Annotated in this window: 23 protein-coding genes and 1 tRNA gene; 7 read left to right on the top strand and 17 right to left on the bottom strand. The window is 51.9% G+C overall.

All coding sequences use genetic code 11. The features are described 5' to 3' along the window. Positions 1-23: 23 nt before the first annotated feature. Genes NA197_RS18780 through prmB form a run of 6 tightly spaced genes read right to left on the bottom strand, consistent with a single transcriptional unit; the run spans position 24 to position 4,570 of the window. Positions 24-299 (bottom strand): YfcL family protein, encoded by a 276-nt coding sequence (locus NA197_RS18780; RefSeq protein ID WP_000559749.1) that lies wholly within the window; start codon positions 297-299, stop codon positions 24-26. Between the two features lie 32 nt (positions 300-331). Next, positions 332-880, bottom strand: a complete 549-nt coding sequence (locus NA197_RS18775) for an elongation factor P hydroxylase (protein WP_001066345.1) — start codon at positions 878-880, stop codon at positions 332-334. Next, entirely contained in the window at positions 880-1,689 is an 810-nt protein-coding gene (locus NA197_RS18770; protein WP_000368599.1) for a sulfite exporter TauE/SafE family protein, read from the bottom strand. The genes NA197_RS18775 and NA197_RS18770 overlap by 1 nt, the downstream gene beginning before the upstream one ends. Then, positions 1,689-2,513 (bottom strand): penicillin-insensitive murein endopeptidase, encoded by an 825-nt coding sequence (gene mepA / locus NA197_RS18765; protein WP_064042911.1) that lies wholly within the window; start codon positions 2,511-2,513, stop codon positions 1,689-1,691. The genes NA197_RS18770 and mepA overlap by 1 nt, the downstream gene beginning before the upstream one ends. A 3-nt stretch (positions 2,514-2,516) precedes the next feature. Continuing rightward, complete coding sequence (gene aroC, locus NA197_RS18760; RefSeq protein ID WP_064042912.1) at positions 2,517-3,602, bottom strand: chorismate synthase; 1,086 nt, start codon at positions 3,600-3,602, stop codon at positions 2,517-2,519. A gap of 35 nt (positions 3,603-3,637) precedes the next feature. Next, positions 3,638-4,570: a 50S ribosomal protein L3 N(5)-glutamine methyltransferase gene (prmB, locus tag NA197_RS18755; RefSeq protein ID WP_001542329.1), complete on the bottom strand. Its 933-nt coding sequence runs from the start codon at positions 4,568-4,570 to the stop codon at positions 3,638-3,640. A 165-nt stretch (positions 4,571-4,735) separates the two neighbouring features. On the opposite strand from prmB, the gene smrB reads away from it, so the two are divergent. Next, complete coding sequence (gene smrB / locus NA197_RS18750; RefSeq protein ID WP_000730794.1) at positions 4,736-5,287, top strand: endonuclease SmrB; 552 nt, start codon at positions 4,736-4,738, stop codon at positions 5,285-5,287. Positions 5,288-5,386: 99 nt separating this feature from the next. Here smrB and sixA read toward each other — a convergent pair whose 3' ends face one another. The 4 genes from sixA to NA197_RS18730 form a co-directional block, all read right to left on the bottom strand. After that, positions 5,387-5,872: a phosphohistidine phosphatase SixA gene (gene sixA, locus NA197_RS18745; protein ID WP_023226604.1), complete on the bottom strand. Its 486-nt coding sequence runs from the start codon at positions 5,870-5,872 to the stop codon at positions 5,387-5,389. 208 nt (positions 5,873-6,080) lie between these two features. Next, complete coding sequence (fadJ, locus tag NA197_RS18740; protein ID WP_064043512.1) at positions 6,081-8,228, bottom strand: fatty acid oxidation complex subunit alpha FadJ; 2,148 nt, start codon at positions 8,226-8,228, stop codon at positions 6,081-6,083. Further along, positions 8,228-9,538, bottom strand: a complete 1,311-nt coding sequence (fadI, locus tag NA197_RS18735; protein WP_001248121.1) for an acetyl-CoA C-acyltransferase FadI — start codon at positions 9,536-9,538, stop codon at positions 8,228-8,230. The genes fadJ and fadI overlap by 1 nt, the downstream gene beginning before the upstream one ends. Before the next feature lie 177 nt (positions 9,539-9,715). Further along, positions 9,716-10,000, bottom strand: a complete 285-nt coding sequence (locus NA197_RS18730; protein ID WP_000030904.1) for a YfcZ/YiiS family protein — start codon at positions 9,998-10,000, stop codon at positions 9,716-9,718. Positions 10,001-10,370: 370 nt separating this feature from the next. Between NA197_RS18730 and fadL the strand changes: the two genes are divergently transcribed. Next, entirely contained in the window at positions 10,371-11,678 is a 1,308-nt protein-coding gene (gene fadL / locus NA197_RS18725) for a long-chain fatty acid transporter FadL (protein WP_001518618.1), read from the top strand. Between the two features lie 60 nt (positions 11,679-11,738). Here fadL and mlaA read toward each other — a convergent pair whose 3' ends face one another. Continuing rightward, on the bottom strand, positions 11,739-12,494 hold the full coding sequence (gene mlaA, locus NA197_RS18720; RefSeq protein WP_000776787.1) for a phospholipid-binding lipoprotein MlaA: 756 nt from the start codon (positions 12,492-12,494) through the stop codon (positions 11,739-11,741). Positions 12,495-12,782: 288 nt separating this feature from the next. Here mlaA and NA197_RS18715 point away from each other — a divergent pair, with 288 nt between their 5' ends. Both NA197_RS18715 and NA197_RS18710 read left to right on the top strand, forming a co-directional pair. Beyond that, the gene (locus tag NA197_RS18715; protein WP_064043513.1) at positions 12,783-13,724 is read left to right on the top strand and encodes a formate/nitrite transporter family protein; all 942 of its coding nucleotides are present in this window, start codon (positions 12,783-12,785) and stop codon (positions 13,722-13,724) included. 75 nt (positions 13,725-13,799) lie between these two features. Then, positions 13,800-13,874 (top strand) — tRNA-Arg (locus NA197_RS18710). A 156-nt stretch (positions 13,875-14,030) separates the two neighbouring features. Here NA197_RS18710 and pgtE read toward each other — a convergent pair. From pgtE to pgtC, 4 genes are all read right to left on the bottom strand, one after another. After that, the gene (gene pgtE, locus NA197_RS18705; RefSeq protein ID WP_000716011.1) at positions 14,031-14,969 is read right to left on the bottom strand and encodes an omptin family outer membrane protease PgtE; all 939 of its coding nucleotides are present in this window, start codon (positions 14,967-14,969) and stop codon (positions 14,031-14,033) included. A gap of 267 nt (positions 14,970-15,236) precedes the next feature. Further along, positions 15,237-16,484, bottom strand: coding sequence for a two-component system response regulator PgtA (pgtA, locus tag NA197_RS18700; RefSeq protein WP_000930842.1), 1,248 nt, complete (start codon positions 16,482-16,484; stop codon positions 15,237-15,239). Further along, positions 16,474-18,480, bottom strand: a complete 2,007-nt coding sequence (gene pgtB / locus NA197_RS18695) for a two-component system sensor histidine kinase PgtB (RefSeq protein WP_023233532.1) — start codon at positions 18,478-18,480, stop codon at positions 16,474-16,476. Before pgtB ends, pgtA begins: the two co-directional genes overlap by 11 nt. Further along, on the bottom strand, positions 18,477-19,670 hold the full coding sequence (gene pgtC, locus NA197_RS18690; RefSeq protein ID WP_074181637.1) for a phosphoglycerate transport regulator PgtC: 1,194 nt from the start codon (positions 19,668-19,670) through the stop codon (positions 18,477-18,479). The genes pgtB and pgtC overlap by 4 nt, the downstream gene beginning before the upstream one ends. A gap of 435 nt (positions 19,671-20,105) precedes the next feature. Between pgtC and pgtP the strand changes: the two genes are divergently transcribed. After that, positions 20,106-21,497 carry a phosphoglycerate transporter PgtP gene (gene pgtP / locus NA197_RS18685; RefSeq protein WP_000955735.1) on the top strand — a complete coding sequence of 464 codons (1,392 nt, stop codon included), beginning with the start codon at positions 20,106-20,108 and terminating at the stop codon, positions 21,495-21,497. Positions 21,498-21,772: 275 nt separating this feature from the next. On the opposite strand, the gene NA197_RS18680 is transcribed toward pgtP, so the two are convergent. Next, positions 21,773-22,015, bottom strand: coding sequence for a YfdY family protein (locus NA197_RS18680; protein ID WP_000639889.1), 243 nt, complete (start codon positions 22,013-22,015; stop codon positions 21,773-21,775). A gap of 521 nt (positions 22,016-22,536) precedes the next feature. Between NA197_RS18680 and lpxP the strand changes: the two genes are divergently transcribed. After that, positions 22,537-23,457 carry a kdo(2)-lipid IV(A) palmitoleoyltransferase gene (lpxP, locus tag NA197_RS18675; protein WP_000484431.1) on the top strand — a complete coding sequence of 307 codons (921 nt, stop codon included), beginning with the start codon at positions 22,537-22,539 and terminating at the stop codon, positions 23,455-23,457. 402 nt (positions 23,458-23,859) lie between these two features. Further along, positions 23,860-23,931 (top strand): membrane protein YpdK, encoded by a 72-nt coding sequence (gene ypdK, locus NA197_RS18670; RefSeq protein ID WP_010723117.1) that lies wholly within the window; start codon positions 23,860-23,862, stop codon positions 23,929-23,931. A gap of 49 nt (positions 23,932-23,980) precedes the next feature. Here the strand turns inward: ypdK and alaC are convergent, their stop codons facing one another. After that, the gene (gene alaC / locus NA197_RS18665) at positions 23,981-25,219 is read right to left on the bottom strand and encodes an alanine transaminase (RefSeq protein WP_000763118.1); all 1,239 of its coding nucleotides are present in this window, start codon (positions 25,217-25,219) and stop codon (positions 23,981-23,983) included. Positions 25,220-25,849 lie beyond the last annotated feature (630 nt).

The raw sequence follows: 25,849 nt of genomic DNA, 5'->3' as shown, positions 1-25,849 counted from the left end.
GCGTCGCCTTCCGGCCCACGGCGTTATTGTTTTGCCTTGTCGAACAAATTGTCCCACATCGCTTTGACTAACGCCTGATCGCGCGGCGACAGTTCGCCGGCGCCGATCGCTTTCTCCAGACTTTGGCTAACGTTGGCATAGACCGCCTCAACGGAGTGGTCATCACCGCTCTCCAGCTCGGCAATGGCTAACGTCAGGTGGCCACGCAGGTATCCACTGGCAAAAAGCTCATCGTCGCTGGCGTGCTCTACCATATCGTCAATTAATGCCAGAATGCGTGATTCAAACTCCGCGATCATCTTCTTTCCTCATTGTAAACGTGGCGCTGGCTTTAATTAAGCGCTTCCGGCCACGGGAACTGTTCCGCCTTAAGTTCGGGCGTGTGATAGTAATTCTGTAGCGCTTTGATGAAGCGGGCCGGACGTTCAGGAATGCCCTGCTCCAGATACGCCATTACCTGCGCATGAACCCGGCGCTGAAACGCCACGCGATCCGGCTCAATATCGCCTTCCAGATTGTCGCAACTGACGTTAAAGGGATACCCCGCCGCCACGCAAAACAACCAGTCGAAAGCCTGTGGCTTCACCTCGACGTCTTCAAATTGACTTTGGGTCTGCGCGTCGCGTCCATCCGGGCAGTACCAGTAACCAAAGTCAACCAGTTCGCGGCGCGCCTTACCGGCGATACACCAGTGAGAAATCTCATGCAGCGCGCTGGCGTAAAACCCATGCGCAAAGACGATGCGGTGGTACGGTACCTGCGCGTCAGCAGGAAGATAGATCGGTTCGTCGTCGCCTTTAATCAGACGGGTATTAAATTCTTCGGCAAAGCAGCCGTTAAAAATCTCAATTAACTGTTCGTAATGGTGCGTATTGTTCATTAATTCATCCCCAACCAGTGGAGGATCTCCTGTCCGTGGCTATCATAAAGTAACCTGGCGCTCATTACCGCCGAGACAATAACGATCATCGGTCTGATAAGCTTTTGGCCTTTGCTCAACACCAGACGCGACCCCATTCGCGCCCCTAAAAACTGACCAACCAGCATCACGAAGCCCGTCGCCCAGATCACTTTGCCGCCGATGATAAATAACAGCAGGCCGCCAACGTTGGAAGTAGCGTTAAGCACTTTGGCATGTGCCGTGGATTTCGCCAGGTTATAGCCACATAAGGTGACAAACGCCAGAGCGTAAAACGACCCGGCGGCAGGCCCGAAAAAGCCGTCGTAAAACCCGACGCATCCCCCGGCTATCAGCGCGAACGGTAATCCATACAGGCGGCGCTGGCGATCTTCCTCGCCCAGCTTCGGCATCAATAAAAAATAGAGGCCGATGAAAATCACCAGGATAGGCAAGATCTGGCGCAAAATATCCGCCTGCACGTGCTGCACCAGCAGCGCGCCGCTCATCGAGCCAATGAACGTCATCAGAATATTGAGCTTTTGCTCGGCCAGGTTTACCACTTTACGGCGAATAAAATAGAGCGAAGACGAGAGGGAGCCGCCGCACGCCTGTAATTTATTGGTCGCCAGCGCGTTTGCCGGCGACATCCCGGCGGCCATCAGCGCAGGGATAGTGAGCAGCCCTCCGCCCCCGGCGATAGAATCGATAAATCCTGCCAGTACGGCGACAAAAAACAGCACTACCAGCAGTAGCGGGGAGACCATAAACAGATCATAAAAATTGTCCATCAGAGTACATGCTCATCCAGTAGCGCCTGGCAGGAAGGCGGCAGCGGCGGCGGTGTCTTCTTCTCAGGCTTTGTGGTGCCAGGTTTTGGCGGTTCGAACCAGCTTTGCAGTTCAGCGCCGCATCCATCGCCCGGCGGGGGTAAAGGTTGATCTTCGCACTCCAGGCTGTCGGCAGGGCAGCGTAAACGCACGTGCATATGCGCGCGATGCTGGAACCAGGGGCGTACTTTACGTAGCCAGTCACGATCGTTTCCGGCATCGAGGCAAAGCTGTTGTTTAATAGCCGGATTGACGAAAATACGGGTGACGTCATTGTCTTGTGCCGCCAGTTTGATCAGACTGGCGATATCCGACGACCAGCGCGACGGCACGACATGTTTACCGTCGCGGGACACCAGATCTAACGCCTGCGGGCGCAATAGCTGCGCCTGGCTCCAGCGCGTTTTCGGCAACTGCAAGAAAATATCCACATCAAGCCCGGTCTGATGACTGGCGTGTCCGCCATTAAAGCGGCCTCCGGCAGGCATCCCCATGTCGCCTATCAGGACGGTTCCGAGCCCCCGTTGCTGCGCCTGATGACTCAACCGCTGGATAAACATAACCAGATCCGGGTGGCCGAAATAACGACGCTGATCGGTGCGCATCACCTGATAATTATCGGACTGTATCGGCAACGTGTCGGCGCCAATGATGCATCCGTTGGCAAAGCTACCAATAGACTGGGCGGCGCCGGGGACAGGATGAGTTATTTTCTGCCACGGCGTCGCCGCCAGGCTGGAGCTACTGACAAACCATGCCAGCAGCGCAATCGCGGTTTTTTTCATTTCTTACCAGCGTGGAATCTCTGTCTTTACATCCGCATTCTGTGCCCGATGGCGCAGCAGGTGATCCATCAGCACGATCGCCAGCATGGCTTCTGCGATCGGCACTGCGCGAATCCCCACACACGGATCGTGGCGCCCTTTGGTGATCATTTCGACTTCTTCACCCGCCCGGTTGATCGTACGTCCCGGCACGGTAATGCTGGAGGTAGGTTTCAGCGCCATATGCGCCACAATGTGTTGCCCGCTACTGATGCCACCGAGGATGCCGCCAGCGTGGTTGCTCTGAAAACCCTGCGCCGTGATTTCATCGCGATTCTGGCTGCCGCGCAGCGCCACTACGTTAAATCCTTCGCCGATCTCCACGCCTTTCACCGCATTGATGCTCATCAGCGCATGGGCGATGTCCGCATCCAGTCGGTCAAATACCGGTTCGCCAAGCCCTACCGGCACGCCGCTCGCCATCACCGTCACTTTCGCGCCGATGGAGTCACCCTCTTTTTTCAGCGCGCGCATCAGTTCGTCCAGCGCGTCAAGTTTGTCCGCATCGGGGCAAAAGAACGGATTAAGCTCAACCTGACGCCAGTCTTTAATCTCCAGCGGAATGTCGCCCATCTGGGTCAGGCAGCCGCGGATTTCGATGCCGAACTTTTCCGCCAGGTATTTCTTGGCAATCGCCCCTGCCGCTACGCGCATCGCGGTTTCACGCGCGGAAGAACGTCCACCGCCACGGTAATCGCGAAGGCCGTATTTCTGCTCATAGGTGTAATCCGCGTGTCCCGGACGAAAAACATCTTTAATCGCGCTGTAGTCCTGCGAGCGCTGATCGGTGTTTTCAATCAGCAGGCCAATGCTGGTGCCGGTCGTCACGCCATCAAACACGCCGGAGAGAATTTTTACCTGATCCGGTTCGCGGCGCTGGGTAGTATAGCGCGAGGTGCCGGGGCGGCGTCTGTCGAGATCGTGCTGCAGATCGGCCTCCGTTAACGGGATGCCGGGCGGCACGCCATCGACGATACACCCAAGCGCCAGCCCGTGTGATTCGCCGAAAGTGGTTACGCGAAAGAGTTGTCCAATTGTGTTTCCTGCCATCACGGCTCCGTTATCGTTGTTGTCGTTTGCGTGTTTTAATCTTTATAAATGTTGAAATGTTCACGGGCCGCGAGCAACTGCGCTTTGGTCAACATAAAGACGCCATCGCCGCCGTTGTCAAACTCCAGCCAGGTGAACGGCACATCCGGATACTGCTCCATCAGATGTACCATGCTGTTTCCGACTTCACAAATCAGAACGCCATCATCGGACAGATAATCCGGCGCATTTCCCAGGATACGACGAGTCAATTTGAGGCCGTCAGTGCCGGACGCCAGCCCCAGCTCAGGTTCGTGGCGATATTCGTTCGGCAGATCGGACATATCCTCCGCATCGACATAAGGCGGGTTAGTGACAATCAGATCGTACTGAACTTTCGGCAGATCGCGGAACAGATCGGAACGGATTGGCGTCACGTGATGGATAAGACCGTGTTCTTCAATGTTATGCTCGGCGACAGCCAGCGCATCCGGCGAAATATCGACCGCATCAACCTCTGCGTCCGGGAAAGCATAAGCACAGGCGATGGCGATGCAGCCGCTGCCGGTACACATATCCAGAATATATTTCGGCTGTTGGCTAATAAGGCCGGCGAAGTGGTTATTAATCAGCTCGCCAATGGGCGAACGCGGCACCAGCACGCGCTCATCGACATAAAATTCGTGGCCGCAGAACCAGGCTTTATTGGTCAGGTAGGCGACCGGGATACGCTCGTTAATGCGACGAATCACTCGCTCGACAATGCGGTGTTTTTCGCTGGACGTCAGCCGCGCGGTCCGCATATCCTCCGGAATATCCAGCGGCAGATAAAGAGACGGCAACACCAGTTGTACCGCTTCATCCCACGGGTTATCGGTACCGTGTCCATACCAGATATTCGCCGCGCTAAAGCGGCTTACCGCCCAGCGCAACATGTCCTGAATGGTATGCAGTTCACTTACTGCTTCATCGACGAAAATTTTATCCACGTATTCCTCCAGGGCATGCTCGCATTAAATTCGGCGGCTAGTTTGCCACGAAGACAGGGATAAATCAGCATTGACGCGGCGGGAGAATACGAAAAATCCGTTTTGACCGTTCGGATATCCTCCGGGTCGGGTAAACTAAGGCAAAAGATCAGACGAGACCCACGAATGAAAAAGAAAACATCGCTCAGCGAGGAGGACCAGGCGCTGTTCCGTCAGCTGATGGTCGGCACCCGAAAGATTAAACAGGATACTATCGTCCATCGGCCGCTGCGCAAGAAAATCACGGAAGTCCCTACCCGAAGGTTAATTCAGGAACAGGCGGACGCCAGCCACTATTTTTCTGATGAGTTCCAGCCGCTGCTCAATACGGAAGGGCCGGTAAAGTATGTCCGTGAAGATGTCAGCCATTTCGAGCTAAAAAAAATGCGCCGCGGCGACTATTCGCCAGAACTGTTTCTGGATTTACACGGCTTAACGCAGCTTCAGGCCAAGCAGGAACTGGGGGCGCTGATTGCCGCCTGCCGTCGGGAACATATTTTTTGCGCCTGCGTCATGCATGGACACGGTAAACATATTCTGAAACAGCAAACGCCGTTATGGCTGGCGCAGCATCCGCATGTGATGGCCTTTCACCAGGCGCCGAAAGAGTACGGCGGCGACGCCGCGCTGCTGGTGTTGATTGAAGTGGAAGAGTGGCAACCGCCCGAATTACCCTGATGCGGAATTGCCGGATGGCGGCGCAAGCGCCTTATCCAGCCTACGAACAGCCAGCGCTGTCGTAGGCCTGATAAGCGAAGCGCCATCAGGCAGCAAAGATTAAATCGCTTTCGCCATTTTCAGATTGCAGGGACTCATTTGCCAGTTGAATGTCCCCTTGCCGCTTTCATCAAGCGTAACGTTGGCAATTGCGGACGTCGTGAACATCGGCGGCGTTTCGCCCGGACAAAGCTCAGATACCAGGTATCCGACCAGAGGTAAGTGAGAGATCACCAGCACCGATCCGACCTCTTCATTGGCCAGCGCCTGAAGGTAAGCGCTGACCAGACCGACATCGCCACAGGGCGTTAGCTCCGGCAGGACATCCACCTGAGCCGGCAGATTCATACAATCGCCGACCACATCTAACGTCTGTTCGGCCCGAAGAAACGGACTCACCAGAACACGTTCGATATCCACTTTTTGACCTTTCAGCCAGTTCGCCATCAGGCGAGACTCGTCACACCCACAAGAGGTCAAGGGACGAACCGAATCACTGGCGGCATCGAGGGCTGCGTCGCCGTGACGCATGATAAAAACTTGCATATTGCACCGCTTTTGTTAACCAGTTTCACCAACACGCTTACCACATGCCCCTATTGGCTGCGGCAAAAATGCGGTGGCCGGCATTGTGCCTTATCCATTCACCGAATGAAACGCTGTTTTTTACCTCAATGGCGTAAGTATAGTCAATCCTTGATTATTATTTCGCCACTAAGGAGGCATTCAGTGCGGATTCATATTCTCTTTGACCTCAATTTCCCTGGTCAGTTTCCCCATTCGTCCAGAAATGCTCCCTGCGCTCCGCCATGCGCACTAATTGTTCACAAGGCGCGTAACGAGGACCGTAAAGTGCGGCCAGGCGCTGTAATGTCGCCACCATTTCACCCGGCCCGAGAGCATCCATATAGCGGAACGGGCCACCGAGAAACGGCGGAAAACCGATACCAAACACGGCGCCAATATCGCCATCGCGCGCGCTGCGAATCACTTTTTCGTCGAAACAGCGCGCCGCTTCGTTAAGCATTAACATGACACAGCGCTCTGCCACCTGCTGCGCAGACAGTCGACTCTGCCCTTGCACGCCAATAAGCTTATAAATAGCAGGGTCAACCTGTTTTTTGCTTTTACGCCCTTTTTCGCCATAAAGATAGAAACCGCGACCATTTTTTCTACCTTTGCGATCGTCATTCAAAATTGAAGCGACAACATTTGCAGGCGCGCTAAAACGTTCTCCATACGCCGCCTCAAGCACAGGAATAATTTTAGTGCCCGTGTCGATTCCTACCTCATCCAAAAGTTGGATTGGCCCCACCGGAAAACCAAATTTTACCAGGGCGGCGTCAATATGTTCGACGCGTTCGCCTTCAGTCAGCATCCGAATCGCCTCATTGATATATGGCGCAAGAATTCGGTTAACATAAAACCCGGCTTTATCACTGACGACTATCGGGGTTTTACCCTGTTTTTTCGCCAGCTTAACGGTAGTGGCGATGGTCTGCGCGGAAGTAGACGCGTGAGGAATGACCTCAACCAGCGGCATTTTTTCGACCGGGCTAAAAAAGTGCAATCCAATCACCTGTTCCGGTCTGGCCGCATTCGCCGCAATATCGCCAATCGGCAGGGAAGAAGTATTGGAGGCAAAAATGGTGTGAGCAGCGCAATTTTGCTCCACTTCCGCCACCATCTGTTGTTTTAACGGCAGATCTTCAAACACCGCTTCAATGACCAGATCACGATGACTGAAACCACGGTAATCGGTAGAACCTGATATCAACGCCAACTGTTTATCGCGTTCGCTGGCTTTGATATGGCGGCGGCGTACTTTTGTTTCAAGCAGATCCCAGCTGTATTTCAGAGCATGATTGATCCCCTGAGTATTTATATCCTTAATTCGTACTGGCAAGCCGCCTTTACAGGCCGTAACCCAGGCGATACCGCCGCCCATTAACCCGCCGCCTAAGATGCCCACGCTGTTCAGCGGGCCGGGCGGTGCATCGCTACCGGGATCTTTTTTCACCTCGGTACTGGCAAAAAAAACAGCGCGCAGCGCCTGCGATTGAGGCGTCATCGCCAGCTCGCCGAAAGCGCGCGCTTCCGCGTCATAGCCGCTACTGCTGCCCTGCGACAGTCCGGTTTCAATCACATCAATGATCCGCTCCGTCGCCGGATAATTACCCTGCGTTTTTTGCGCTGTCTTTTTACGCACCAGGCGAAATAACAGCGCGCGCCCCAGCGGCCCCGCCAGGATACGTTCACGGACCGGTAATGTCCGCTGCGCCAGGCGTTCTTTTTTAGCCAGCTCGACAGCCGCTTCCAGTAAAATAGTTTGCGGCACCACATCATCAACCAGCCCGGCTTTAAGCGCCTGTCTGGCGCGAAGCTGTTTACCTGTCAGGATCATATCCAGCGCGGTACTGACCCCCACCAGCCGTGGAAGTCGCTGCGTTCCGCCCGATCCCGGTAAAAGCCCTAACTGTACCTCCGGCAGTCCGAGAACGGTTTTAACGTCGTCGGTACAGATACGCCGATGGCAGGCCAGCGCCATTTCAAGACCGCCTCCCAGGCAGGCGCCGTGAATGGCAGCGATAACCGGAACAGGCAACGCCTGGATCTCCGCCATCAGTTGTTGCCCCTGACGCGCCAGCGTTTCCGCTTCCTGCGCGTTTTGGCAGTGACCTATCATGTTGATATCAGCGCCAGCAATAAAGTTATCTGCTTTGGCTGAGATAAAAACAACGCCCTGCAACGCTTTATTTTCCCGGATCTGCTTCAGGATGGCGCGTACCTGCGCGGCAAACTCCGCTTTCAGGGTGTTCACCTTTTCTCCAGGGACATCAATAGCGACAACCGCGACATTATCCAGACGCACGTTAAGCATAAAAGCTGATGTGGTAGTCATTATTCCGCCTCCAGAACCATCGCCGCGCCAAGACCGCCAGCCGCGCAGGCCGTGACCAGGCCAAAACCTCCGCCCCGACGCCGTAATTCATGCAACGTTTGGGTTATCATCCGCGCGCCCGTTGCGGCAAAAGGATGCCCGTAGGCGATTGAGCCGCCGAGCACGTTGAATTTAGCGTCATCCACCTCCCCTGTCGCCTGCGCACGACCAAGCACCTCACGGGCAAATCGTTCGCTGCCCAGCAGTTGTAAGTTCGCCAGAGTCTGAGCGGCAAACGCTTCATGCATGTCAAAAAGCGTCAGATCGGCCATCGTCAACCCGGCCCGCTCCAGCGCCAGCGGCGTTGACCAGGCCGGCCCCAATAGCATGTCCTGCCAGACATCAATAGCGGTAAAGGCGTAGCTGCGCAGATAACCAAGCGGGTGCAGCCCCAGCTCTTTAGCGCGGGATTCGGTCATCAGAATAACGGCGGCAGCGCCGTCGGTCAGCGGTGTACTGTTGGCGGCGGTTACGGAGCCATGTTTTCGGTCAAAAGCGGGACGCAGTTTAGCGTAGTCCGCCAGCGTGGAGGCGCCGCGAATGTTGTTGTCTTCTGCAAAGGGGTTTTTATACGGCGGCACATAGGTCGTCATCACTTCTTCCGCCAGTTTGCCCTCCGCCCATGCCTGCGCGGCGCGCTGATGTGAACGATGCGCCAGCGCGTCCTGCTGTTCACGCGTAATACCATACGTTTTCGCCATCTGTTCGGCGGTATCGCCCATGCGCAGACCGGTGGAATACTCAGCAACGGCGGGAGGAACGGGCAACAGGTCGCGTAAGCGCAGACGAGAAAAAAGCGTCAGCCGTTGGCGGGTCGTCCGGGCTTTATTGACATCAACCAGTACCCGCGCCAGGGCTTTACTCACGCCTATTGGCAGTACCGACGACGAATCTGCGCCGCCAGCGATACCCGCGCGTATCGTGCCGGCCATCAGGCTTTCCGCCACATTCGCTACTGCCTGAAAACTGGTGGCGCAGGCGCGGCTTACGCTATAGGCATCGGTATGAACATTCATTCCCGTACCCAGCACAATTTCGCGCGCAATATTGGGGGCTTCCGGCATTTGTACTACCTGACCAAAAACCAGTTGCTCAATGGCATCGGCTGGAATTTCACTGCGCGCCAGCAGCTCGCCTACCACCATCTTGCCGAGATCAACAGCGGGAATACCATGAAATGCAGTGGCCTGACGAGCGAAGGGGGTTCGTAACCCACTGACAATAGCAATGCGATCGCCCTGACGGGTGACCAACGGTAAAGCCTGACGCATAGTACTCCCCTGTAAAAAAATAAATTAGTGGTCTGACCTGATCACAGTCTTAACCAATTTTTTACATTTAGCCAAGCAGAGAGAAAAGAAAGTGGGAGCTAAGGCACAGTGAAGGGAAGCGACAAAAAAAGAAAACGCCTCCGCCAGATGATGACGGAGGCGTCGTGAATGAACGGATTAACGCAGGCCGAGCTGGAAGATCAGCGTTTCTGCTTCGCAGGCGAAAACAAAATCAATATCCAGACGAACGCCTTCGGATTCCTCGGTAAAGGTTGGCGTAATTTGGCAAGGTTCAGACTCCACGCTACGCGCTTTTTCGGTTAACGCCGCCAGCGTCTCTTCAGCCTCTGCGCGGGTAGCGAATACGCGGCTGTATGACGCGGTGCAATCGGAGTTGTCCATGATGGTTCCAACGTCCATACAGCAGCAAACCGGGGTTTCATCAGCACTGCATTTACTCATTGTAGATTTCCTCTGTATTTGCACCCAGGGTGCCAGATAAACGATGGGGATATTTTACGCTCCCGGCATTCGCCTCTCCAGTCGTTAATGGTGGGAAACGCGTTAAGTGACCGAAATCACACTTAAAAATGATCTAAAACAAAAATCGCGCGATCGGGTGACCGTTAAGCCCGCCGATTTTGCCAGCCAGATCTCGTTTCTAAGATCACAATTGAAAAAACTTATAAACATACTTGCAACATTCTAGCTGGTCAGACCTATACTCTCGCCACTGGTCTGATTTCTAAGTCGTACCGCAGACCCTACACTTCGCGCTCCTGTTACAGCATGTAACATAGTTTGTATAAAAATAATCAATGAGGTTATGGTCATGAGCCAGAAAACCCTGTTTACAAAGTCTGCTCTCGCAGTCGCAGTGGCAATCATCTCCACCCAGGCCTGGTCTGCAGGCTTTCAGTTAAACGAATTTTCTTCCTCTGGCCTTGGCCGGGCCTATTCGGGTGAAGGCGCAATCGCAGATGATGCGGGTAACGTTAGCCGCAACCCGGCGTTAATTACTATGTTTGACCGCCCGACGTTTTCAGCGGGCGCGGTTTATATTGATCCTGATGTTAATATTAGCGGGACATCGCCATCTCGTCGGACGTTAGATGCGGATAACATCGCGCCGACGGCCTGGGTGCCGAACGTCCATTTTGTCGCCCCGATTAACGATCAGTTTGGCTGGGGGGCTTCTATTACCTCTAACTATGGTCTGGCGACAGAGTTTAACGACACATACGCCGGCGGCTCGGTTGGCGGTACGACCGATCTTGAAACCATGAACCTGAATTTAAGCGGCGCTTATCGCTTAAATGAGGCCTGGAGCTTCGGCCTCGGCTTTGATGCGGTATACGCGCGCGCGAAAATCGAACGTTTTGCGGGCGATTTAGGCCAGTTGGTCGCGGCACAGAATCCGGCGCTGGCGCCGGTCGCGGGTCAGATTCCCAGCGACACCAAGATTGCCCACCTGAACGGTAATCAGTGGGGCTTTGGCTGGAATGCCGGTATCCTTTATGAACTGGATAAAAATAACCGCTACGCGCTGACCTACCGCTCGGAAGTCAAAATTGACTTTAAAGGCAACTACAGTAGCGATCTTCCCATCGCTATAAACCGATTTAACCTGCCTATCCCAACGGCAACCGGCGGCGCGACGCAGTCAGGCTACCTGACGCTGAATCTGCCGGAAATGTGGGAAGTGTCCGGTTATAACCGTGTGGCGCCACAGTGGGCCATCCACTATAGCCTGGCCTATACCAGCTGGAGCCAGTTCCAGGAATTGAAGGCAAAATCGACCGCCGGCGATACGCTCTTTGAGAAGCATGAAGGCTTTAAAGACGCTTATCGCATTGCGTTGGGTACCACCTATTACTACGATGACAACTGGACGTTCCGTACCGGTATCGCCTTCGATGACAGCCCGGTACCAGCGCAAAACCGTTCTATCTCTATTCCGGACCAGGACCGTTTCTGGCTGAGCGCCGGTACGACTTACGCCTTTAACAAAGATGCGTCTGTCGACGTTGGCGTCTCTTATATGCATGGTCAGAGCGTGAAAATTAATGAAGGCCCTTATCAGTTTGAATCTGAAGGGAAAGCCTGGCTGTTCGGTACTAACTTTAACTACGCGTTCTAATCTCTTTCTGAAACGGATCAAAAAGGTGAGCATTGCGCTCACCTTTTTATTTACTGCCGTTTATTCCGAGTCGATCTCTTTGAGTTCGTCCTGAATCGCCTGTGCGTTCGGGTTTTCCTGCGGCTTGAGTTTTCCGCCATTGGCGATAAAGTCATGACGCTGGAAGTACGCCTCGCGCACCATAATATAAGGATCGGAAGACTGGCGCAGCAAACCATCGGAGTCCAGCAACTGCGCGCGGGTTTCTATCCCTTCGATAGTCCATTTTCCTATGGACATTGGCCAGGTCAACCACGAGAGCACCGGATACAAGGTATCCGCCATATCCCCGCCATCTTCACGCAGCGTAAAGCTGCCGTAGAACGGAAGTTGCATATAAGGCCCATACCCCACGCCATAATGGCCCAGCGTACTGCCAAAGCGATGCGGTTCAACGCGCTGCAGCTTAGGATTCGCCATTCCCGCGACGTCAATAAAGCCGCCCATCCCTAATAAGGTGTTCAGGAAGAAACGGGTGAAATGCACCATACCCTGATAAGGATCGCCCTGCAGGAAATAGTTCACCATGATCGCCGGTTCTTCGAGGTTACCGGTGAAATTACTTAAACCGTTACGCGCAGGCTGTGGAACATAATCACGCCAGGCGACCGCGACCGGCCGAACAACATACGGGTCCAGCACATTAAAGTTGAAGTTGTACATGGTGCGGTTAAACCCTTCAAATGGGTCTGAACGCCCCTGCTGTTCTGTACCGGAACTCGCACACCCGACCAGCAGTGTGGTTCCCAGCGCCAGCGCCGACAGGCGAAGCTTCATAGATGTCTCCCTGTGAATTATGGCTATCGCTGATTGCCATCCATGACGGAACGCTACCGTATCCGCCTGTTTAGGTGTGAGCGATTTTAACAGCACGTCAAACGATGTCTATATGCGCGATCTCATTGCTCTGAGCATAGCCTGGTAACGCAACAACGTGACGGCCCTATTCTAACGAAACAGATAAAAACGAGCGTGATCATTTTTATTTTTTCGGAGAATGCCCCGGCCTGGGTAAATGAAAAACCGCTACGCTTTATTAATATGTGTTAATCAGCAAGGATCATCATGGATAGCCTTAACGACGATAAAATTAACCGGCAAAGCAGTGACCTGGAAGTTGAAAGCGAAGAAAAACAAAGCGGTAAAGAGATTGAAGTGGATGAAGATCGTCTTCCTTCCCGCGCCATGGCGATTCATGAACATATTCGCCAGGATGGTGAAAAAGAGATGGAACGCGATGCGATGGCTTTGCTCTGGTCAGCCATTGCCGCAGGACTTTCTATGGGGGCATCACTCCTGGCGAAAGGGATTTTCCACGTGCAGCTTGAAGGCGTTCCCGGCGGCTTTTTACTGGAAAATCTCGGCTATACCTTTGGTTTTATCATTGTCATCATGGCCCGCCAGCAATTATTTACTGAAAATACCGTTACCGCCGTATTGCCGGTAATGCAAAATCCCACTCTGAGTAACGTTGGCCTGCTGATGCGCTTATGGGGCGTAGTCTTATTGGGCAACCTTATTGGCACCGGGGTTGCGGCGTGGGCATTTGAATATATGCCTATATTTGATGAAGAGACCCGCGACGCCTTTGTCAAAATTGGTATGGAGGTCATGAAAAATAGCCCAACGGAGATGTTTGCCAACGCGATTATCTCTGGCTGGATCATCGCCACAATGGTATGGATGTTTCCTGCTGCAGGCGGGGCAAAAATTGTGGTCATTATTTTGATGACCTGGCTTATCGCGCTGGGCGATACCACCCATATTATCGTCGGTTCCGTTGAAATTTTGTATTTGGTTTTCAACGGCACGCTGCCCTGGAGCGACTTTCTCTGGCCCTTCGCCCTTCCCACACTTGCCGGAAATATCTGCGGCGGCACCTTTATTTTCGCATTGATGAGCCACGCGCAGATCCGCAACGATATGAGCAATAAGCGTAAGGAAGAAGCGAGGCTACGCGGCGAGCGCCTGGAACGGGAGCGGAAAAAAGCGGAAAAACAGCGCTGAGTGGCGACGGTTTAACCAGTCAGGCGGCGCTACACTTACTCCGGCGAATAAAAAACGCTATACTGGCGCCGCGTTGTCCCCTTAGTTAAATGGATATAACGAGCCCCTCCTAAGGGCTAGTTGCAGGTTCGATTCCTGCAGGGGACACCATTGATACCCAAGACATTCTCTTCTTGCTGCATAGTCTTTCGAGCGGTTCCCCTTTCATGTTGCTTTTATTGCCCCTATGCAATATCACCGGACATGCCATACGTTCAGCAAAAAGTCGTCATCGGCCGGTTATGACCGATGACATGCTGATGTGGTCTAGAAGCGATACTGCAACCCCGCGGTAACCGTATAGTTATTATTAGCTATACCTGCGGCATCGCCACCAAAATACGCCGTATCACCGCTGGTTTTATCTATGATTTGCGTACCGCCCTTACCTTCTTCATATTTACTGTAAGCGAACTCAGCAAAGATTTTTGCATTACTGGTAATATAATATCCGGCGTCAATAGAAGCGCCATAATATCGTGAATTTTCCGTTTTTTCACGGAAGGTAAGTTTGCGCATGTAGTGTTCGTCATTATCATGCGCATTTACCCAGTCGCTGTATTTAAACAGTACATTACACTCAAAGTCATTAATACGATAATCACCCGCCAGCCCGATATAGGGCATTTCGAAACGCTGGCTATAACCTATGCCGCGCACGCCATGAGGAAAGTTACCAATATACCGACCATTATCATAAATATAAGACCCGCCTCTTGCCGTCCAGCTAAAACGGGTTTCCTGATAGCCCGCTGTTACGCCCGCCTTGTAGTTATCGCCCTGCAATAACCAACCTTTCACATTCAAATCGTATTCATTAGCATAGTTGGCGCTGGTGTCCGGATGAATTGAACGATCGGTCCAGCCAGGCTGCTCACTGCTCATCCAGTCATGGTCAACCATATGACCCGATCCCGACGCCAAAGACGTCCAGCCGCGGGCGTCCAGCGTCATGAACGAATAGGGTTCCCATGATAAATCCCCCTGCAACGTGGCGACATTTTTTATTTTCCAGTCCAGTTGACTCAGCTTCCGCCCGGTGTCGGTATCATAAACCAGCTCCCTGGATTTACCATTTAACACACCCACAGAAAGGGATGTCGTGACGCTATCAGGAGAGACGTCCGGAATAAATAAGGTAGACTCCGCATAAACCGACTCAGAAAATACGGCGATCATCATTACTGCAATAGCATGTTTTTTCATTTCTCTTGTCCTCATATTCAGATGTAATCTGGAGAGGTGATGAAGTTTTCATCTTGTCAAATCGTCGGACAAGAGTACATTTATTACGCCAGAGAACTTGACGTATTTTTACCTTATATTGAAGTTAAGAAATAGAATTTGATGCTCAGGTGAATAATAAGCAATCTATAATCATGATGGAATGATTTACCATTACGGTGATACGGCGTTATCTGGCTAACGACATCGCTGCTGATGTTGTCAGCCAGATTGAAAGTAACTGTAATATCAGAATTTATAATGCTCTTTACTTAGACCATATTTTTTCATGCGCAGATAAAGTTTTTTACGGGGAATTTGCAGGTACTCTGCCACTTCATTAATTCGTCCCTGATGAATATTTAATGCTTCGGTAATAATTTGTCGCTCATACTCTTCAACGCGCCGGTCAAGCGGGCTCGGCTCCTGAAGAAGCAACTGCGGGTTGACCGTTTCCGCCAGCGGCAGCACGCCAACAGCAAAAAGCTCTGCCGCATTAGCCAGTTCGCGCACATTGCTTGGCCAGGCGCGTCGCATTATTCCTTTCAGTAATTCCCCCGCTATTTCCGGCACTGGATGATTGAGCCGCAGGCAGGCTTTTCGAAGATAATGGCGAAATAACGGCTCGATATCATCCGGTCGCTGAGAAAGAGACTGGCAGGCGATTTGGGTCATGGCGAAACAGTAGTAAAGCTCGGCCGCAATCTGGTTAGCTGCCGCCTGCTCCACCAGCGAAGCGCTACCAACGCCCACCAAACGAAAAGGCCGATGCTCCAGGCTTTGTAAACGCGCCAGATGGTGCTGCTGTTCGCGTGTCAGATATTCGGGATGACTCAACACCAGCGTACCTCCTTGCGCCTGGTCGATGAATGTCTCCAACTGCCCGGCATTCTCCGGCGTGAGTTCATAGCGTACAAACGGCCCTTTCGCGTTACGCCCCAGTTGATGGAGATAACGGGCGCCAGTCATACGTCCAGTGCCATGCTCACCGTAAAACCATACGGCAATGTCCGTTTCCGCCAGTTGTTGTAACCGTTGTCGAAACTGATTCATCCACTCGCTGCGCCCAATCAGTTCAACCTGTAACGTCTGCTGGCAATATTGCCGCCGTGCAATGACCGACCGGCGCTGGCGTAGCGCGTCTTCAATTAATATCAACAGCTTGCCCGGATCGACGGGTTTTTGCAGAAAATCCCAGGCGCCCTTTTTCACCGCATCAACCGCCATCGGTACATCGCCATGTCCGGTAATCAATAAGATTGGCAGTTGATCGTCATCCTGATGAAACAGCGTCATAAGATCGATACCGGAACACCCCGGCATACACACATCGCTCAAAACGATCCCCTCCCAATCCGCTTTTACCCACTCTTTGGCCTCGAAAGGATGGGTAAAGCCACGCACGCGGTAGCCTGCCTGCTCAAGCATTTGGGTATAGGCGTCAAGTACATCAACGTCATCATCAATCAGCAAAATAGAACATTCATCATTCAACATCATCGACATCCGTTACCGAGAATTGCAGCACCACGCAAGCGTTACGCGTCGGCGTCGACGCCAGACGCAGGTCGCCCTTCATTTGCGCCATCAGCGACACGCTAATCGACAGCCCAATACCCAACCCGACAGCTTTACTGGTAGTAAACGGCTTGAGTAAAGAGGGCAACAGCGCCACAGGCCAGCCAGGGCCGTTATCTGCAATATAAACCTCCAGCGCCTCTCCCTGCGTCTGCCACGTCACCGCGATCGCCGCATCATGCGAACAGGCGTCAAGCGCATTCGCCAGCACATTCACCAGAACCTGCTGAATACGCACTTCATCGCCGCTAACCCATACGGTGTCGGTTGGCAGTGAAAGCGCTCCCTGCCGGGATTGGTGGCGCATGGCCAATAACTCCCATGCCGCCACGAAAGTTTGGCGCAGATCAACGGGATACAATGGCGTTTCCAGCTCCGCCCGGCGGGTAAACTGCCGCAGCGAACGGATGATGGCGTCAATCCGGTTAATGAGCCCTTCCGCTTTGGTGAGAGTATTTCTCGCCTGTCCGCTCTGACCTTGTTCAATCGCGCGTCCCGCCGTAAATAAATACATTGAAAGCGCATTCAGCGGCTGGTTAATTTCATGCGCCAGCGTGGTCATGGTCTGGCCGACTACCGCCAGTTTCGCCGTCTGAATCAACTCATCCTGCATGGCGCGCAGGTCGGCTTCTATCTCTTTGCGCTCGGCGACCTCTTGTTCAAGCTGCCTGCGTTGCATATTGAGCTGGCCCAGCGTATGGCGTAGCAAACGGGCTATCCGTCCTAGCTCATCGCGCCCGTAAACCGGGATAGTCGAGTCGGTTCTCCCCAGCCCTATCTGTACCACAGCCTGATTAAGCGCGGTAAAACGCTTTACCAGTCGGGAACGGATAAAATAGTGGTTGAGTCCCCAGGCCAGTAGCAACGCCAGGAGCGTCGCCACTAAAATAAGCCCGCCGCTAACGCGGACAATCTGTTCCAGGCGTTGATTGAACGTCTGCATTTGCTGGTGACTACTACCTAACTGCGCCTCAAGCAGCGTGCGAAAGCGCCCTAGCGTAGCCTCTCTGGCGCGGCTGGCGTCCAGTAAGGCTTTTTGCGCCGCAACATAATCGCGCATGGTATCGGGCATCTTATTTTTTACCATCCCGATTTCCAATAGTTCGTCGATGGTTTGCCGCAGCGTGATCGTACTGGGCCAGTCATCCAGCGCACGAATATTCTCATCCGCCGTTTTTTTTAGGTTTTCCAGATAGCGAATATGGGTCTCTACCAGCATCCCGTCATTATTGCCGGACTTGAGCTCATTCAATCTGTCGCGCAGGTCGTCAACAATCTGATTTTCAATTCGCGCCAGGGTATATACCTGTTGCTGCTCGTTCTGCACCTCGCGCGAACGTTGCAAGTACTGCGCCGCGTCGCCCTGATTCGCCTCAATTTGATCGAGCAGCGTCCCTTGCTGCCAGGTAAAATCCTGTACCAGCGAATTTAGCTCCGTGGTGAAATCATCATGGAGCCAGTCGATGCGAGCGGAAAGCTCACTGACTTTCTCCCGCACCAAAAACATGTTGTAGAGGGCGTTGTCCAGCTCCGCCAGCAAGGTCCGGCTATCCTGTAAAATGACGGCCAGTTGCCGGCGCTCAGCAAGCTGAAGCCCCTGACTGAGACGCTCAATTTTATCCAGATGCTGAATAATCTGCGTACGTAACTGCAAACGTACCGTCGTGTTCGGCGCCAGCAAAAATTCATTGAGTTGATCCACGGCCAGATTCAGGTTCCCCTCAATTAAAAAAGCGGAGTGGATGCGAGGAAAATATTCATCAAGCGAATAGCGAACCTGCGAACTTTGCTCATGCCAGGAATAAAGGCTGACCATACTGACAATCAGCGTCAGTAATGCGCCAGTTAAAAATGCGCCCCGTAAACTGTTGCTGATACTGAGCTGACGAAGCCGTTGCAATAATCTCCCCTTCATTTCAGCTCTTCCAGTTTGTGAATCGCCAGCCGCTGATTGTTCAGAAACCAGATCTGCCACTCCATCATTTTTTGTTCGGCAAAGCTTTTATTATCAAACTGCGCCAGCCAGGTTTCATCTTCGCTGCTTGCCGCATCCACCGGGACGCTGGTCAATAAGGCTCTGATTTCAGGTAAGGGGCGTTTAAGCCGCGTTTCTGCGCTGTGCAACGCTCGCCATGCATCTTTAAGCTGCGCAAGACGAAAACTGATCGCGGTATCAAACATGCGTTGTACCAGTTGCTGACGCTTCAGGATCAGGTGATAGTTCAACGGCGGCTGGGCCATCAAACGCTGTTGTTGCGCGGCGCGAGGATTATCGGCGCTAAGCGGTGCGACGGGATACTTACCGGTATTCGCGTCAGCCAGTATCCTTTGCCCTTTCGGACTTAATAAGTAATGAATAAAAGCACGCGCTTCATCTGCATGACGGCTGTTTTTCAACACCGCGACGTAAGTGGGCGACACCGCAGAATACGGAAAATAGGTAAAAGTAAGATTAGGATCGTTGAGTAGCAAATTAGCATAGTTATCAATGACCGGCCCGGCAACGCCAAGCCCGCTTTTGATTTTATCCGCTACGCCGAAACTGCGAGAGGAAATCGTGACCAGATTACCCGAGATTGCCAGCAGCGTCGCCCATCCTGCCGTCCAGCCTTTTTGCTGCAACAGCGACTCCACCATCAAATGATTGGTGTCTGAGCGTGACGGACTGCTCATTAATAGAGCGCCCTGGTAACTGGGCAGGCCCATATCCTGCCAGTCGGCAGGCGGCGGAAGATGGCGCGCAGCGAGCGCTGAACGATTGATCAATAGCCCAAATCCGGATACCGCTACCGCCACTGAAGTTGAGCGGATAGAACGCGGCACCAGCTTCTGGCTGGCGGCAGGCGCGCTATCCAATAGCGCCAGCTTTTGGTGCTCCTGAAGGTGTTGCAACAGCATGGGGGATGACGTCAGGATCAGATCGACATTTTCCGCATTCGCCGTATCAAGTAATTGCTCTAAAGAACCGCTGGTACGGTTGAGCGTACGAATCATGACGGAACCCGGCTCCGTCTGCCAGCGCTGGATAATCCAGGCGGTCGCGCTGGGTGAAAAGGTCGTTGCCATCACCAGCTCGCGGCTGTACGCCTGGCAAGAACCGAACATTGCCGCCAGCCATAGCGTAAAAGCGCCCACTCTGGCGAAACGACTACAGCATGAGAAAAGTCGATTTGTGATCCCGTTCATAAATATCGATATCACATAAAGAAAATATTGAGACAAAACTTACCCTTTTATTTCTGTTGGCATCCAGAACAACGTTATTTGAATAATAACGGGTCCGTCGCCCGAAAACATCAATAAAGCGTATCAGATCACTGGCAGCAAATTTGTTAATATCCGCACATGCTAACGATAAAACGGCCATGCCAATAATTAAAGTTTCACCACACCCTTCAGGATGGGTCAAAAATAACCTTTAAATTCACCCAATTGAGTCAATTTTGACACATTTCTTCGACTTGATTTTTATTGTCACTCCTTTCACTCTACCGACAAAACCTCCTGATGTTCATCTCACTATAAAATACAGGTGACTCCATGTTAACAATATTAAAAACAGGGAAATCGGCGCATAAAGTCCCACCGGAAAAAGTCCAGGCTACGTATGGTCGATATCGTATACAGGCACTGTTAAGCGTATTTCTGGGATATCTCGCTTACTATATAGTCAGAAACAATTTCACATTATCGACGCCTTATTTAAAAGAGCAATTGGATCTCAGCGCTACGCAAATCGGCCTGCTGAGTAGCTGTATGCTTATTGCTTACGGAATCAGTAAAGGCGTAATGAGCAGTCTGGCGGATAAAGCCAGCCCAAAAGTCTTCATGGCGTGCGGTCTGGTACTCTGCGCGATTGTTAACGTTGGGCTGGGATTCAGTAGCGCATTCTGGATATTTGCCGCTCTGGTGGTCTTCAATGGCCTTTTTCAGGGCATGGGCGTCGGCCCCTCGTTTATTACTATTGCAAACTGGTTCCCTCGTCGGGAGCGCGGACGCGTAGGCGCCTTCTGGAATATCTCGCATAACGTTGGCGGCGGGATCGTCGCGCCTATCGTCGGTGCGGCTTTTGCGATATTGGGCAGCGAACACTGGCAAAGCGCCAGTTATATCGTTCCGGCCTGCGTCGCCGTCATTTTTGCCTTAATTGTTCTGGTCTTGGGAAAAGGTTCGCCGCGCGAAGAAGGTCTTCCCTCCCTGGAACAGATGATGCCGGAAGAAAAAGTCGTACTGAAAACGAAGAATACGGCAAAAGCGCCGGAAAATATGAGCGCATGGCAAATCTTCTGTACTTATGTGCTGCGCAATAAAAATGCCTGGTATATTTCGCTGGTCGATGTCTTCGTCTATATGGTGCGGTTTGGCATGATTAGCTGGTTGCCTATCTATCTGTTGACAGTAAAACACTTTTCAAAAGAACAGATGAGCGTCGCGTTTCTCTTTTTCGAGTGGGCGGCGATTCCCTCCACGCTACTGGCAGGCTGGCTGTCAGATAAACTGTTTAAGGGCCGCAGAATGCCGTTAGCCATGATTTGCATGGCGCTGATTTTTGTCTGTCTGATCGGATACTGGAAAAGTGAATCTTTGCTGATGGTAACGATTTTCGCCGCCATTGTAGGTTGTCTGATTTACGTCCCGCAGTTCCTCGCGTCCGTACAGACAATGGAGATAGTCCCCAGCTTTGCCGTAGGTTCCGCCGTCGGTTTACGTGGGTTCATGAGCTATATTTTCGGCGCCTCATTGGGCACCAGCCTGTTTGGTGTCATGGTGGATAAACTGGGCTGGTACGGCGGATTTTATCTTCTGATGGGCGGCATCGTGTGCTGCATTCTATTCTGTTACCTCTCCCATCGCGGCGCGCTGGAACTGGAACGCCAGCGCCAGAATGCGTTACATAATCAGGACTCACTGCAGCTTGCGGACGCGCAATAAACGATTAGCCTTCCCGGGGAACAGAAGCGCCGACATTGTCGGCGCTATCTATTCGCTGACATCGTGTATACCAAAAATAATTCGAGTTGCTTAAAAGCGGCAAGGGAGTGAGTCCCCGGGAGCATAGATAACGATGTGACTGGGGTGAGCGACAAATCTGCCGGGAGCAGATTTGAAAGTCGCGTGCGACGGCCCGTCAGGGCGAGGCCCATGAATGGGCCGAGTAATCCGTAGCCAACACATGAGCCACTTGAAGTATGAAGGGTATGTACTGACTAACGCTTACCGTATCCCACCATAAAGCGAATAATTAACCCACATGCCGGTGCGAGAAAAAGCAATAATCCGCTAACGATGTCATCGCCATCCTGCAGCCATACATTGAGTAAATAAATCAGCGCGGCAAGGATAACCATTCCCGTAAAAGAAGAAACCGCAGAAAAAGCCCCCATCACCTGACCGATATAGCCACTCACGGCAAGTATACTTATTGCAAGAAATGTCCATAAATAGATCATCTATAATACCTCCTGTCTATGGCAAGGCTTCCATATAGCCTTACGGTCCCTCTCACTTCTCCTTTAAGATAAACCTTATCAGCACGTCATTTCCATAACATTTATCTCACATTTTATTTTTCTAATCATTTTTCAATAACCTTCGTCTGAAATAAAATTATCACTGTAAAAACAATGCATTAAAAATAATGATTAGCTTATTTTTGCTACGGGAGAAATATTTACGCTTCTTGATAAAGAATTTCTGGGCGCGAGTAAATAACTGGTGGTACATTAGCCTGCCTGGCGTTCATGCCCTCGTGGTTTAGTACTGACTTAGTTTTACACTCCTTACGGGAACCATTGTCGTACATGATGGCCTAACTATATGTAAATCATTCAAGTTACCCTGATGAGCTTACTCAAGTAAGTGCTTCGGATAAGCGAACGCAACTTGAAGGATGATGCGTATTTCAGAGTGTACCGCTGCGGATAATGACTCTTCTGCGATACATTATTTTCGTATCTACAGAAGGTATTTTATGTTTCCTCAAAGCAAATTTTCACGCGCGTTTTTGCACCCGCGCTACTGGCTGACGTGGTTTGGCGTTGGCGTCCTCTGGTTACTGGTGCAGCTTCCCTACCCGGTTTTGCGTTTTCTGGGCACCCGCACCGGTAAGCTGGCGCGCCCTTTCCTGAAGCGACGTGAGTCGATCGCCCAGAAAAATATTGAACTCTGTTTTCCGACCCTCTCCCGGGAAGAAAGGGAAAAACTGATCGCCGAGAATTTCCACTCTCTTGGCATGGCGCTGCTTGAAACAGGCATGGCCTGGTTCTGGCCTGATAGCCGGGTTCGTAAATGGTTTGATGTGGACGGGCTGGACAACCTTACCCGTGCGCAGGCGCAAAATCGCGGCGTAATGGTCGTTGGCGTGCATTTTATGTCGCTGGAATTGGGAGGCCGGGTAATGGGTCTCTGCCAGCCGATGATGGCGACCTATCGTCCGCATAACAACCCGCTCATGGAGTGGGTGCAGACGCGCGGTCGTATGCGCTCAAATAAAGCGATGATCGGCAGAAACAATCTGCGCGGCATTGTGGGCGCGCTAAAAAAAGGGGAAGCCGTTTGGTTTGCTCCCGACCAGGACTACGGCCCTAAAGGCAGCTCCTTTGCGCCATTTTTCGCGGTTGAAAACGTCGCCACCACCAACGGCACCTATGTACTGTCCAGGCTGTCTGGCGCCGCCATGTTGACCGTTACAATGGTAAGGAAATCCGATAACTCGGGTTATCGTCTGTATATTACCCCTGAAATGGAAGGTTACCCGGCAGATGAAAATCAAGCCGCTGCCTATATGAATAAAATTATTGAGAAAGAGATCATGCGCGCCCCGGAGCAATATCTCTGGATCCATCGCCGTTTCAAGACTCGCCCGTTGGGGGAAGCGTCACTCTACATCTGAAAAAGGCCGCAAGGCCTTTTATTTTGGCATTTCGCATTGCCATAATATTCATATCGTAAATTACTCATTCCTGCTTTTAGCGATAAGTCTCCTGTTTACAGGCGATTTTTTACTGTGTCGGCGGCGTCGCTCAATAGCGATTCATCACTGTCAGAAATTAAACTGTCGCCGATTCACGACACTTGTAAGTTACTAAAAGTAAATAAGAAAATGCCTCTTGTTTCACCTCATTTTTAGGCGTACATTAGCGCCGTCTGGAGCGATGACGCGCAGAATTCTGAGGTGATGCAGGCGGTCGAAACACGAATAATTCTCAATTTCGTATTGTCCGGCATCAACTCTCTATAATCAGGTAAGTGTAAGTTCATTTAGGCGTACGACAGGTACGCGGAGAGATGAAACGTGAAATATTTCTTTATGGGCATTTCATTTATGGTCATCGTTTGGGCCGGTACTTTCGCCCTGATGATTTAAAAGTACAATGCAAAGAAAAACAGGAGCCATAGGGCTCCTGTTTGCTTTTCTACTCCGTGCTCGCTTCAACGGGTTTCGGATGTGACGGCAGCACGCCATCGGCGCGGAACATCGCTTTAATCCCCCTGACGGCCTGGCGAATGCGATCGCGATTCTCTATTAATGCAAAGCGTACATGGGTGTCGCCATAGTCACCAAAGCCTATCCCTGGAGAAACGCAAACCTTCGCCTCATTCAGCAGCTTCTTGGCAAACTCAAGTGACCCCATCGCCGCATATTGCTCCGGGATTTTCGCCCAGACGTACATTGAGGCTTTCGGCATTTCAACCATCCAGCCCGCCTCATGCAGTCCCTTCACCAGCACATCGCGACGACGTTTATACTGCTCGGCAATATCGCGCACGCACTGCTGATCGCCTTCCAGAGCGGCGATAGCCGCCACCTGAAGCGGGGTAAAGGTGCCATAATCGTGATAACTTTTAATGCGCGCCAGCGCGCTGACCAGGGTTTTATTACCCACCATAAACCCAATACGCCAGCCCGCCATATTATAGCTTTTCGACAGCGTGAAAAATTCAACCGCCACGTCGCGCGCGCCGGGCACCTGCATAATGGATGGCGCTTTCCAGCCGTCGTACACGATATCGGCATACGCCAGATCGTGCACCACCAGCACATCATAACGTTTAGCCAAAGCAACCACTTTTTCAAAAAATTCCAGTTCGACGCACTGGGCCGTAGGGTTAGATGGAAAACCCAAAATCATCATTTTCGGTTTCGGATAACTTTCGCGAATAGCGCGCTCCAGCTCGTTGAAGAAATCCACCCCCTCGACCAATGGAACCGAACGCACCTGCGCCCCGGCGATAACGGCGCCATAGATATGAATCGGGTAACTGGGGTTCGGCACCAGAACCGTATCGCCATGATCCAGCGTCGCCAGCATTAAATGCGCCAGTCCCTCTTTGGAACCGATGGTCACAATCGCTTCGGTTTCCGGATCGATATCGACATCATAACGTTCCTGATACCAGTGAGAAATCGCGCGGCGTAAACGCGGTATGCCGCGAGACGTGGAATAACCGTGCGTATCCGGACGCTGCGCGACGGTGCAAAGTTTTTCGACAATGTGGGGAGGGGTTGCGCCATCAGGATTACCCATACTGAAATCAATAATATCTTCACCGCGCCGACGCGCAGCCATTTTGAGTTCAGCGGTGATGTTAAAAACATAGGGCGGAAGGCGATCGATACGCGTAAAGCGACGTTCAGGGCGGAAGTCAGCCATAATATCCTCAGATTAACGTTAGCGCCCGGACCGTCCGAGCGACGCTGCCACGATGGTGGCTCCTTTAGAAAATAGCCTGAAAATTTTCTTCCTGTCGAGAGGCTAATGAAAATATTTTTAGCGACAAAAAAGAGGAACAAGCGTAAAAACTTACTTTTTAAGCGTGTCAGTTATAGCATCAAACAAATCATATTATTAACAAATTGATATCATTGAATTTACGTAATGTGTTACAGCCGACGATAATTTCCTGTCAATAAACCTTATCTCAAATAATCCCCTTTTGATTTTGTGGTTTTTCCTCTTTAACCAAAATCCTTACTAATGATAATGGTATTCAATCATGTCATATTGCGGTATTTTCAGGGATATTTCCCCGAAAATAAGGATCCTTTCCGACAAGCTGCCGCGATGAAACCGTAAATAAGGCAGCGAACCGGATACGTATAGTAAAATAAATCCCTGTTTTCGCCTGACTAACCGCCATGACGTGATGACTCAACGCGCTGGTGTTTGACCTTTCGCTCAGCAAAAGTAAAGTGAAATAATTCAGTCAGTTGAAGCATTCATGCACAGGAAAGGCAATGAAAAAACCGCGTGAGACACGCGGTTTGAGACTGACAAGAGAAT

Origin of the sequence: Salmonella sp. NW884, assembly GCF_051700745.1 — a bacterium.
In the GTDB taxonomy this organism is placed as follows: Bacteria; Pseudomonadota; Gammaproteobacteria; order Enterobacterales; family Enterobacteriaceae; genus Salmonella; species Salmonella enterica.
The sequence above is the reverse complement of the archived record's forward strand: the minus strand, read 5'-3'. Positions and strand labels throughout refer to the sequence as shown.